Origin of the sequence: Chryseobacterium oryctis (assembly GCF_025971925.1) — a bacterium.
Taxonomy (GTDB): domain Bacteria; phylum Bacteroidota; class Bacteroidia; order Flavobacteriales; family Weeksellaceae; genus Chryseobacterium; species Chryseobacterium oryctis.
Window position 1 is genome coordinate 471,941 of sequence record NZ_JAPDHV010000002.1, and the last position, 11,525, is coordinate 483,465.

At 28.4% G+C, this 11,525-nt stretch carries 10 protein-coding genes; 5 read left to right on the forward strand and 5 right to left on the reverse strand.

Annotated elements, in window-relative coordinates; all coding sequences use genetic code 11:
* Nucleotides 1–375 precede the first annotated feature (375 nt).
* Complete coding sequence (locus OH806_RS05995) at nucleotides 376–612, forward strand: helix-turn-helix domain-containing protein (RefSeq protein WP_264742761.1); 237 nt, start codon at nucleotides 376–378, stop codon at nucleotides 610–612.
* A 236-nt stretch (nucleotides 613–848) separates the two neighbouring features.
* Here OH806_RS05995 and OH806_RS06000 read toward each other — a convergent pair whose 3' ends face one another.
* Nucleotides 849–1,229 (reverse strand): hypothetical protein, encoded by a 381-nt coding sequence (locus OH806_RS06000; RefSeq protein WP_264742762.1) that lies wholly within the window; start codon nucleotides 1,227–1,229, stop codon nucleotides 849–851.
* A 284-nt stretch (nucleotides 1,230–1,513) separates the two neighbouring features.
* Here OH806_RS06000 and OH806_RS06005 point away from each other — a divergent pair, with 284 nt between their 5' ends.
* The 4 genes from OH806_RS06005 to OH806_RS06020 all read left to right on the forward strand — a co-directional run bounded on the left by OH806_RS06005 (nucleotide 1,514) and on the right by OH806_RS06020 (nucleotide 5,285).
* Entirely contained in the window at nucleotides 1,514–3,118 is a 1,605-nt protein-coding gene (locus OH806_RS06005; protein WP_264742763.1) for an anti-phage dCTP deaminase, read from the forward strand.
* Nucleotides 3,096–3,293, forward strand: coding sequence for a hypothetical protein (locus OH806_RS06010; RefSeq protein WP_264742764.1), 198 nt, complete (start codon nucleotides 3,096–3,098; stop codon nucleotides 3,291–3,293). Before OH806_RS06005 ends, OH806_RS06010 begins: the two co-directional genes overlap by 23 nt.
* A gap of 142 nt (nucleotides 3,294–3,435) precedes the next feature.
* Complete coding sequence (gene tcmP, locus OH806_RS06015; protein ID WP_264742765.1) at nucleotides 3,436–4,542, forward strand: three-Cys-motif partner protein TcmP; 1,107 nt, start codon at nucleotides 3,436–3,438, stop codon at nucleotides 4,540–4,542.
* Complete coding sequence (locus tag OH806_RS06020; RefSeq protein WP_264742766.1) at nucleotides 4,539–5,285, forward strand: DUF5131 family protein; 747 nt, start codon at nucleotides 4,539–4,541, stop codon at nucleotides 5,283–5,285. The genes tcmP and OH806_RS06020 overlap by 4 nt, the downstream gene beginning before the upstream one ends.
* 88 nt (nucleotides 5,286–5,373) lie before the next feature.
* On the opposite strand, the gene OH806_RS06025 is transcribed toward OH806_RS06020, so the two are convergent.
* The 4 genes from OH806_RS06025 to OH806_RS06040 all read right to left on the reverse strand — a co-directional run bounded on the left by OH806_RS06025 (nucleotide 5,374) and on the right by OH806_RS06040 (nucleotide 11,479).
* Nucleotides 5,374–6,840, reverse strand: a complete 1,467-nt coding sequence (locus OH806_RS06025; protein ID WP_264742767.1) for a hypothetical protein — start codon at nucleotides 6,838–6,840, stop codon at nucleotides 5,374–5,376.
* A 54-nt stretch (nucleotides 6,841–6,894) separates the two neighbouring features.
* Nucleotides 6,895–8,166 (reverse strand): DUF3871 family protein, encoded by a 1,272-nt coding sequence (locus OH806_RS06030; RefSeq protein WP_264742768.1) that lies wholly within the window; start codon nucleotides 8,164–8,166, stop codon nucleotides 6,895–6,897.
* Complete coding sequence (locus OH806_RS06035) at nucleotides 8,156–9,079, reverse strand: ATP-binding protein (RefSeq protein WP_264742769.1); 924 nt, start codon at nucleotides 9,077–9,079, stop codon at nucleotides 8,156–8,158. Before OH806_RS06035 ends, OH806_RS06030 begins: the two co-directional genes overlap by 11 nt.
* A 126-nt stretch (nucleotides 9,080–9,205) precedes the next feature.
* Complete coding sequence (locus OH806_RS06040; RefSeq protein WP_264742770.1) at nucleotides 9,206–11,479, reverse strand: DEAD/DEAH box helicase family protein; 2,274 nt, start codon at nucleotides 11,477–11,479, stop codon at nucleotides 9,206–9,208.
* Between the last annotated feature and the right edge of the window lie 46 nt (nucleotides 11,480–11,525).

The following is an 11,525-nucleotide window of genomic DNA, read 5'->3' on the forward strand; positions in this document are numbered from 1 at the left end:
TATTAAATATATTTTTGATTTGTTGCTGATTTTAAGAGTATTAATTATTATCAAAAAAGTTATTAAGAAGTATAATACAATGTATTTAAGTAAAGCCCAATACCACTTTTCATTTAGTAATAATATTATAATAGGAGCTAGAATTGATAATATTTGGAATAGTTTAAGAATTTTAATTTGTCCCAGAAAATATTCTGTGATTTCTTCTCTAACTTCATCTTTCATTTTACCTTTTAAAGATTGATGTAGCCCCACTATGATAAAAGAAATAATTAAGATTGAGTAATAAGTGTATTTCATAGTTAAAATTTCATTATTGCCATATATGACATTATAAACTTAAGAAACTTTTCTTTAATTGCCAAATATGTCAATATGGAGAAGTTAGAAATTTTAAAATCAGTAGGAAATAAGATTAAGGAGATAAGACTAACTAAAGGTCTTTCTCAGCTTGATCTTGTAGGAAAAATGGAAGGTAATATTGATGTAACTAATATTTCAAGAATAGAACAAGGAAGGACCAATCCTACAGTTTATACTCTTTTCAGAATTGCAGATGCTTTGGAAGTTCATCCAAAGGAATTCTTTGATATAAAAATTACAGAAGCTTAAAAAGGCTATCTATATAATATATATTCTATTTTGTTGTAAAGGGATTTCTACCTAAATGCCCTCTCTCTTTAAATCTACATGGAGCCTCTAGAGTAAGATATACTATTGTATTTGTTAGATTGTGATAAAATGAGTTGAAATTTGTAATTGTACTTATATATGTAATTACAGAATTTAACTCAAAAGTTAAGATTAATAAGAAAAATACCACCCTAAATTAATAAGGTGGCATTTTATTAAGCATTTTCTAGCTGTAGAGACTCTGGTATAAATTCTTCAAAATCCTCTGGAGAATCTACCTTTACTATCCTCAGTTTACCTACAAAGTCACTAGCTTGTAATGTCTCTATAGCTGATAATTCCTTAGATATTGCCATGAAGTTAAATTGCCTTCCATACAAAGGATCTACTTCTATTTCATTAGCCTGAAACAGGTATATACTTCCTTCATATATTCCCATTCTTTGAGCTACAGTACCACTAATAACAGTTTTACTGGGAATTTCCCCTGCAATACCTATTAGAATTACAGGCATAAGCCCATTTTTGTCTTCATTAGCTTTTTCAGATTTTAACATTTCAACCTTAGCTACAAATCCTTTAAATTGTCTTTTCATAATTGATATATTTTTGAGTTATACTCAAAATATGTCAGAGATGATAGAAAGTTGTGGGGGGCAGTGAGCTAGAGTAAAAAGATATGAGGTGATTCTAAAGATGTAAAATAAATCAGAACATCTTTATTTCTCTCCAGAGAATTTATCTAAGTAGTTCAGAAGGGGGTGGGGGTATTTACTTTTTTGAAAAAGGGGGATGTTTGATATGAGGGAACTTGTATATTCATATTTTATTTTATATTAATTAAAAATTTTATATTTTAGTTTTTGTAACTAATGAACTTATGAAAACACAAGCTGCAGTAAAGTTAATAAGCCAGGAAGGCTTTAAAAATGAGAATAGTACAACATTACAAAAAGTAGATAATACTCTAACAGCAGAATTATTTTTTGGTATATGCTCACCAATTGGCTCATTAAAAGAGAATGTAATAGAGACTTTAAAATATAACTTATTTGTTAAATATGGGTATACTGTAGAAGTTATAAAATTAAGTGAATTTATAAATTCTTATAAAGTAGATAGTGAGGATGAAAAAGAAATAATTAAAGAGCCAGGTAAAAGTAGAATTTTTAATGACTATTTAGAAAAAATTAGTAAAGGAAATATTATAAGAAAAAATCAGAATAATACTATATTAGCTGAATTAGCTATCCAAGAAATACATTTGTCTAGATTAAGAGAAGCTAAAGAAAATGGTATAGATGAGCCAAAATCTGAAGATTTTAAATCAAGAAGAAAATGTTATATAATTGACTCCTTGAAAACAACAGATGAGTTAAAATTATTAAGAAAAGTCTATACTGATAATTTTTATCAAATAAGTGTTTTTTCTTCTTTAAATGATAGGAAAGAAAATCTTAAAAATAAAGGTTTTAGTCCAGAAGAAATAGTGAGAATTATAGAGATAGATGACAAACAAAATCTAGAATATGGCCAAAATGTAAGAGGAACATTTGTTGATGGAGACTTTTTTGTTAGAATTTCTGAAGAAAATATACCTGATCTTAATAGAAAAATAGAAAGATATCTTAACCTAATATTTGAAAGTGCAATAGTCACTCCTACTATAGAAGAATTATCAATGTATAATGCAAAATCTGCATCAGGAAACTCAGCCTGTTTATCAAGACAAGTTGGTGCATGTATAATTGATAGTAATAATAATTTACTTTCTACAGGATGGAATGATGTTCCTAAATATGGAGGAAATTTATACTCTTCATCTGGCACATCTCTTGATAATAGATGTTATAATAAAGGATATTGTAGTAATGATGCACATAAAGAAAGGTTAGTAGAAAATATTATTGATGGATTTTTAACTAATGATAAAATTAAGGCTATATTTAAAGATGATAATGGTGATCTGAAAGATGATCTTTTAAATGAAGTTAAAAAAAGTATAAAAGATACAAAAGTTAAAGATCTAATTGAATTTTCTAGATCAGTTCATGCAGAAATGCATGCTATAATACAGGGTAGTCAAACTACTGGTGATAAAATGATAGGAGGAAAACTGTTTTGTACAACTTATCCTTGTCATAACTGTGCTAGACACATAGTTGCAGCTGGAATAGAGGAAGTTTACTTCATTGAGCCTTATGTTAAGAGTTTATGTTTAACTCTTCATAGTGATTCAATGACAGAGAATGAAAAAGAGACAAATAAAGTTAAGATTTTAATGTTTGATGGAGTTGCTCCTAGAAGATATCTTACTTTTTTTACTAATTTTGCAGAAAGAAAAGACAAAAAAGGCAAACTAATAAGAAGTAACTATAAGAATATAAGTCCTAAGACAGCCAAATCCTTACAAGCATTATCAACCTTAGAACAACAAGCAGTTCACTCTTTAGCTCAAAATTATGAAAAAACACCCCCCAATTAAGCCACAAGTAACAAGTCAGCAATTAAGATTTGATTTTGAGAAAATGTCTATTAAAGTTGAATCTAGAAAAGCTGAAGGAAGAGTAATTTCAATTGATGAAGGTTTCAATCAGATTAAGAAAAGAGAGAGAGATTCATTAATAAAATATGTATTGAATAATACTAAGTCATTTTAAAAAAATTAAAAATAATATAAGTCTGGAATTTCCAGACTTTTTATTTTTAATAGCAATTACTTTAATAAATATAAATTCAATTAGGTATTTTTTGATAATTTTATAAGTTTTGATTAAATTAGTATTTCACATAATATTAAGAATGCAAGCAAAAAAACACTTTTCAAAGCCTTTTGATGATGGAACAAAAGCAAAGCTAGAGATTTTTAAAAAATATCTTACAGAATGGTTGCCTGTCTTTATATCTTCTAAAAATAATAATTACTGGGAGAATATTATTATTTATGATTTTTTTGCAGGTGAAGGCAAAGATGTCCAAGGAAATTATGGAAGTCCATTACTAATTTTAGAAATATTAAATAAATATAATGATTTAGTTAAGTCTACTGGTGTAAAAATTAAAGTTATACTTAATGAGGCAAATTATAGTTCTTTAATTCAATTACAAAACAATATTAACAGCTTTGAATATAACAGAGAAAAAATTGAAGTTGTTTTGTATAATAAGCCTTTTAATACCTTATTTAATGAGATTTTCCCATTAATGTCTAAAAAGCCTAAAATCCCTAGATTAATGATTTTAGATCAGTTTGGCATAAAAGAAATTACAGAAGAAATTTTTAAAAAACTAATTGCCTTAGAAAGGACAGACTTTGTATTTTTCATATCATCATCATTTGTAAGAAGATTTAATGAGCTTCCTGAGTTTTCAAACTATATAAAAATAAAGAAAAAAGATTTTGATGAAAGCAAACCATTTCATTCTCACAGAGTTGTATTTGATTACTATAAATCATTGATAAATAATGATTATAGATTAGCTCCATTTTCAATTAAAAAAGGAATTAATATTTATGGATTAATATTTGGATCTAATCATACTTATGGACTTGAAAAATTTTTAAAAGTAGGATGGAATATAAATCCTCATACTGGAGATGCAAATTACAATATAGATGGTGAAACAATAGCTGAGGGAATAGCTTCTTTGTTTGAAGAGTATAATACAATTAAAAAAATAGAATTACTCAATAAAAAATTAGAAAGAAATATTTTTGAAAAGAATGAGAATTCTCTTTATAATTTATATGTTAAAACACTGGAGTTTGGTTGCTTAGCTAAGCATTGTAATGATTATCTCAGAAAGTTAGAGAAAGAAAAAAGAATTGTTATAGATGGAAAATTAAAGTCTGAAAAAATCCATACTTTAGCAAAATATTCTGATGTAGAAATCTTAATTAAAAAATGAAACAATCTAAAATAGAATGGACTGATGCAACTTGGAATCCTTCTACTGGTTGTAATAAAATTACATCTGGCTGTAAGTTCTGTTATGCAGAAGTAATGGCTAAAAGATTAAAAGCAATGGGGGCTCCAGGGTATGAAAATGGTTTTGATTTTACATTAATGCCAGATAGACTTGATGCTCCAATTAAAATAAAAAGGCCTACAAAATTCTTTGTTAACTCAATGAGTGATTTATTTCATGAAAGAATGCCTTTTGAATTTTTGGATCAAGTTTTTGATACAATAAAAAAAACTCCACATCATCAATATCAAATTTTAACCAAAAGAGAAAATATTCTAGCAGATTATTTTTCAACTAGAGCTGTTCCCAAAAATGTTTGGTTGGGGGTAACAGTGGAACATGCTGCTACAAAGAAAAGAATTGATGTATTAAGGACAATTGATGCTGAAATAAGATTTTTATCAGTAGAACCTCTTATATCTGATGTAGGAAAGCTAAATCTTGAAGATATACATTGGGTAATTGTTGGTGGTGAAAGTGGTCATAAAGCAAGACCTATGAAGGCTGAATGGGCAATTGATATTCAAAGACAATGTGATGAACAGAATGTTGCATTTTTCTTTAAACAATGGGGAACATGGGGAGCTGATGGAGTAAAAAGAAGTAAAAAAGCTAATGGAAGAATTTTATTAGGTCAAGAATGGAATGAGGAACCAGAATATGACATTGATTTGCTAAAATAAACCCATCTTACAGCTTTAGTAAGGTAGGATTAATTCAAAAACCAATGATAATCTGAGATAGTCACAATTTAATCTGACAGGAATATTGTTAAGATTCATTCTTAGAGAATAATATATCAAATTTTCTATATTCTTCTTGTAGATAATTAAGATCACAGGATTCATTTTCAAACTTATCTAAATGGCTACTAAATAATAATGATTTTTCAATATTATTAGAGTTTTTGGCTTGTTTTAAAATTTCAAAGAGACTGATATTTTCACATTTTAGTATTTGAACTATTTTGTCCCAAGTTAAGAGATCAACTATAAATACATTTTCTGGAGGGAGAGGATTTTCTTTAAGATTATTTTTGGTGCAGAACTTTTCAACATCATCTTTCAATATCTCCCATAAATCTTGTAAAGAAGAATAATAAAATGTTTTATATGTTATAATAATCCCAAAGTATTCTTTTTCATTTTTTTTATTCTTTATTACATTAAGCATTTGCTGTGTATATGCCTTTATAATTGAATCTTTAAGAGCATTATAAACTAGATTTATTGATGGATTTACTGATGGTAAAGGTTTTGGTTCAATTCCTTTGCATTCAATAAGAACACAGTCATCTACTAAATAATCAACAACTTTTTCATTTTTACCATACAATATCCTTAATTCATTTTCTGTTATAAAGTTTATTTTAGCTTCTAACAGTCCTATCTCTATATACTTTTCCAATCTTTTTCCAAACTCTTCTGTAAAGCTCTCATCATTTTCTTTCAAATAATCATAGATATAATAGCAGCATGTGTGAGCAAATATTGATTTATGAATAATATTGATGCTATTGGATAAATTCTGAAATGGGAACATTGTAAAAAAAGAAATTTCAAATGGTTGAAATTCATTTTTAATAAGAGATTTCTTGTATGAATTAATTATTTTTTGAGCATTCTTATCTTCTAATAATAAAAGTTTTAGGTACTTATCTAGTGTTTCAATAGGCAAGCAGTAAGAATAAGCTTCATAAACATCTGTACCAATAAAACCATTGTAAGTATATTGTTTTAAAATAGAATTCATATTTGTGTACATCCAAAGTATAAAAGAAGTAGCTAGAAAATCATAAATAGTTATTCCTGTTTTACTTAGAAATGATTTTTCAATATCATACTTTGAAGTAATAGATGTGTAAAGTTTAAGTTGTTGTGCAAAATACACCCAATGAATTTGTTTTTGTAAATAGAGTTGTTGATAACCAATTATTTGAAAAAAGCTATCCCAATCATGCTTTTTAACATAAGGATTAAGGGTTATACTTTCAAACTTTTCTATATAATTAAGTAACTGCAGAATTTCATTATCTGAAAGCTTTTTAGGATTATAAGGCTCTTCCCCATTAAGGTATGTCCATTTTATTAGAAGAAATACTTGCCATATAGCAGAAGGTTTGTTGTCATCTTTTAAATCAACTCTTTTTAAAAGTGAATATAGACTTATCAATAGTTCTTTTCTACTGAACTTTTTTATTTTATTTCTAATGTAGTTATAAGTAATGAATTCCTGCATACCAACAATTATAAAAAATAAAATCCACCCCACAAAATTGTGAGATGGATAAAGTTAACTCAAAAACCAATGATAATCTGAATTACCATTGAGTACTTTTTGAATACCCTTGGTAAACTCAAAGGCATTTAAATTCCTGTCAAGGAAAGTGTCTATATAACTACTCTTGTTAGCTTGTGTAAAAAGATTATAAACATCCCAGAGATTAATCCTTCCATCATCTTCTCTACAGAAATTGTTATCCTCATAGTAATCCTTTGCCATAGTATTAATATGGCTGTCATTAAAATGAAGTAGGGGAATATTCTGTTTTTCTGCTTTAGGTAAGTGTTGATACAGCCTACTCTTACCTATAAGTTGGGCAAATTGATGTTCTGAAAGGTAATCTTGTGTAAGTTCCTTCATCTCCACGAGATGTAGCTCTGCATTATAGTTCTGTATGGTTTTTACTGCTTTGCTGTATAAATCATCAGCATTAGAAGTTCTTATATCTTCAAGGAACCCATCTGTAGATACACAAAGGTTACAACATACTTTATTCTGAAATCCAATAAAGAACTTAAACTTTTCTAAAGATTTCTTACTGTAGAGATTCTCCTGATTGTATGCTCTTACTCCACCAATAGTTAGAGAAAGTTCATTACCATTCACTATATCAGTAATGGAAGGAACTTTAATAATAAAAGCCATTCTTTCATAATAGATAGTCTTTTCATGCTCTAAAAGCTCTTTTACAGGCTTATAAATAGCTGAAGGAGTTCTACCCTTAATTTGATGAGATACCCTAATTTCAGGGGCTGTGATGCTGTGATAAGGGAATGCTTTATTTACAGCATTAATAATACATTCTATAAATTCCTGATGTGCAATAGTTTTCTCATTGTCTCTAGAGAATACAGGAATGATGCAATCATTCTGTAAGTGATGTAATGTAGCTTCCAGTGTATTAGCCATAATAAATGGGCTGGGCTGATTATTTCCAGCAGTAATATCACTAGAGTAACTTTCTGCTTTGGAATTGGGCATAAAAGAAGCCTGAACTACATTTAAAGATTCAGGCTTATTGTTTACTGTACTGGATTCACTTTTGGGCTGTTCAGGAATATTCATCCTGCTTGGATAGAATATTTCTGCATCTCCAATCTCTTCATTATCAAGGAAAATATTGCCTAGAGATTTCTTATCTGATAAATTATTCACTCTCTTAAGCTGTAAATCAGGTGGGATAGAAATATTCCTATGATTTATCTCTATTATGTTAGTAGTTTTTGAAATTTCTACATCAAATGCTTCCTCTAGAGAAGCAGGTTTAATTTTATTTTTCATATCCATTTCTACTGAATTGATTATTTGGGTTATTGGTGTGGATTAATAATGTTTTCCTAGCTTCAAAATCTGGCTTTAAAGTCTTGTGATATTGGGGAAACTCTTTATATAAAGTTAAAAGTTCAGCTATAGAATTACATCCCTGAATAGCTTTATATACTTCTTCTTCTGTAGAGACTCTCTGTTGAATTTGGGAAGGAGTTTTCATAGGCATAGATTTACTTTCAGATTCTATACCTGAATTACACCAATTTAAAATCATCTTTCCTGTTTCAGAGGTGATGATAAATTCTGGCTGGTTCATGAAGAGTCCTGTCCTGTCTTTAGAAGCCTTAGCTAAATGGTTCTCATTCACTAGCTCAAAATTAATAGTCAATTCATATTCAAAGCCATCTCTAGTGATTTCCTTAGTACCATGCTTTACTACTTGGGTTTTTCCATTACTTCCAACATCTAAAGAATAGTCTATCTTTCTTCTTGTAGTGGTTATGACATGGCATGTTGATTGTAGTATCTTATTAATAAAAGCCTGATGTCTTGGAGTAACATTAGCCCAATCCTGAAATCTTCCTCCCAACTTTTCATGAATGTCAAGACATCCTCCTGTACCATTCCACTCATGGGTAATAGAATCTATAATAATTACTTCTATTCCAGAGTTTTCACATAGTTCTATGGCTTGTATGTATCTTTCAGGAGAATAAGGAGCCTGTAAATCCAGTACATTGTAATTTCCTAAGTCTGAATATAAGGAAGCAGAGGAATTTTCTGTATCTATAACAGCTATTTTACTCCAATCCTCTGTCATTCCATAGGCTAATTGCAAGGCAGAGTAGGTCTTTCCAAATCCACTTGCACCTGAAAATCCTAATTTTAGCCTTACTTGTTGTCTTTGTGATTGTTTTAATTGCATATGTTTAAAATTTAATTGTTAGAATTTGGACATAAAAAAACACCCAACTCTTGGGTGTTCATGATGTATTGAGTAAAAAATTGTAATTACTTATATATGTTAGATTACAAAAAGCAACTCATTTTATTAAACTATTCTTTTGTAATTTTTTTGTGTTTCTCCATCTCTGGGTCTATAACTTGCAGTTTCATAGAATGAATCAATAATATAATAATAAAATTTTGGGGCAATATCTTCCAGTTTTATGTTTCTGAAGAAATTAGCACCATTTAATTTTAATGCAGGATTTTTCTCTTTAATCTCTTGAATTAAGTTTAAAAGTTCATTTTCTTCATTTTCAAAGATTTTAACTTCTTCATAGTTTTTAAAATATGCAGGCTCATTATTTACACTAGCTATCATACTGTTATGTACCTTGTCTATAAAACTTTTAATCTTTTCAGAGAAATTTCTCCTTTCAGGAGTAGAGTTGTCATTAAAATTTGCATATTCAACAGCAAGATACTTCAAAGGTAATTTTCTAGGGAATATTCCTGATATTTCAGCTTGTGTTGTCACATACTTATAAATCTCTGTTTTTAATTTTGCTACAGTGTTTGAATCATAGCTTAATGGGATAGAGCCAATTATTTTATCTCTTAGTTCTCTATATTTAACTGACAAATGTTTATGTGTGTTATTTGAATCCTCATTATATTCCTCATATGCTATTCTCATAACTTCTCTAAATTCTTCTTCATCTAATGCAGGAGCATAATAAAATCCAGCTAACCTTGCATTGTAAAATTGATTAGTAAAGGCAGAGTAAGTCACAAAACTGGATAGGTTCTTACCAAGAAATCCTTCTAAGGTTAGAATCATTTCTCCATTTTCCATGATATAATCATAAAGGTCAGGAATGTCTAAGTTAGAATTTCTTAAATAGGGAATCATTAATCTTGTTATTAACTCAGAATACTTATTACTGATAATCTCAAAATGTTCTGAAAATGGGATATATCTAACTAGTGGTGTAGTTACTCCATTTCTATTCCTAGTTCTGTTAGGATCAATAGCTATTTCATTATAAGCTTGTATAAAGTGATTCCTTTGATCTTCAGACATATTTCTTAAAGAACTATAATCCATTAAAATAGGATGTGGTAAAATAATATGTATTTCTCCAATTGTTCTTTGTCTTGCAATGGATTGAATAACAGAATTTATTCCTTCTGTGAAGATTCCATTGTTAGAAAAATAAGGACCTTTAGATTTAGGAGGAAGAATTATTATGAAAGCATGATCCTCTTTATTTATGCTTACACCAGATTTAAAGTTGGTTCCAATATTACAAAAATTATTGTCATATCTATTAGTAGAAATATCTTCATCAGTATTATTCTGGTTATCTTCTAGATTTGATGTACAATCTCTTAGTGTACCAAATTTTTCAGTAAGTAAGTTTCCAGGTTCAGTATTAGGGTCTAGAAGGTTCTTGCATAGTTTTTTTGAATAACATAAAATATCTATATTCTTATCTTCTCTGATTAACTGTCTGACTAATTGTGAAATAGGAGTATGACTTGATGTGTTGTATGAGTTTGTGAAATGTAAAAATAATCTACTTTGCTCATTTATAACCTCTCTTTTAGACTCTAGGATTTGAATCTTGTTATCAGTTAATTTTGATAGCATTTTTATTACTGGAATAGATTGTACATTATAGGTAGCACTTAATAAAATGTTTTTTGCTATAACTTTGGAAAAATAATATAAATGAGCCTCTCCAATTTTGCTAAAATTTCTGATAGCCTCATGTATTTCATCATAAATAAATATTACTTTCTTATTATTATCTCCAAATTGCTTTGAAAGTTTCTGCAAATAAGAATTCTTAGCTTCAGATTGTAAAGGAGCATTGTCTCCAGGGTTTCCTAATAAAGTATTGACTGTAACTAAATGGATTCTAAAAAGAGGATTTAGATAATCAATTTGATCTTTATTTCTAATGTTTTCATAGGAGTATATTTGTTCTTCTGTGAATCCCAAGTTTAATAAATCCTTTTTATATTGAGAAATTAAGCTCACTAAAGGCACTGCTATGATTATATATGTGTTAGCATTGCTAAGTATATGTTCTTTAACTATTTCTAAAATTGCAGTTGTTTTTCCTTGCCCAACAGCACAATTTATGACAGAGGTATTCCTTACATTTAAATTTAACTTTTCTGAAAGAGAATCTTTAATATATCCATAAGAATTAAGCTCTAGAGGTTCTTCCTTTGTTATTAATTGTTCAGATCTTTCCAAATGTGCATTAGCTTCTTCAATGTTTCTTAAACCTACATTATCAATAAAGTTCAGAACTTCAAGATTAAAATAATCTATTGGAAAATCATTAAAATGGTCATTAACATTCATAAATATTAAGATTAACAGTGTTATAAATAATTAATAAATATAACAC

Coding starts and splice junctions, on each gene's coding strand:
- OH806_RS06010 (WP_264742764.1), top strand. CDS start 3,096: ATGAAAAAACACCCCCCAATTAAGCCACAAGTAACAAGTCAGCAATTA.
- OH806_RS06005 (WP_264742763.1), top strand. CDS start 1,514: ATGAAAACACAAGCTGCAGTAAAGTTAATAAGCCAGGAAGGCTTTAAA.
- OH806_RS06025 (WP_264742767.1), bottom strand. CDS start 6,840: ATGCAGGAATTCATTACTTATAACTACATTAGAAATAAAATAAAAAAG.
- OH806_RS05995 (WP_264742761.1), top strand. CDS start 376: ATGGAGAAGTTAGAAATTTTAAAATCAGTAGGAAATAAGATTAAGGAG.
- OH806_RS06020 (WP_264742766.1), top strand. CDS start 4,539: ATGAAACAATCTAAAATAGAATGGACTGATGCAACTTGGAATCCTTCT.
- OH806_RS06030 (WP_264742768.1), bottom strand. CDS start 8,166: ATGAAAAATAAAATTAAACCTGCTTCTCTAGAGGAAGCATTTGATGTA.
- OH806_RS06040 (WP_264742770.1), bottom strand. CDS start 11,479: ATGAATGTTAATGACCATTTTAATGATTTTCCAATAGATTATTTTAAT.
- OH806_RS06035 (WP_264742769.1), bottom strand. CDS start 9,079: ATGCAATTAAAACAATCACAAAGACAACAAGTAAGGCTAAAATTAGGA.
- OH806_RS06000 (WP_264742762.1), bottom strand. CDS start 1,229: ATGAAAAGACAATTTAAAGGATTTGTAGCTAAGGTTGAAATGTTAAAA.
- tcmP (WP_264742765.1), top strand. CDS start 3,436: ATGCAAGCAAAAAAACACTTTTCAAAGCCTTTTGATGATGGAACAAAA.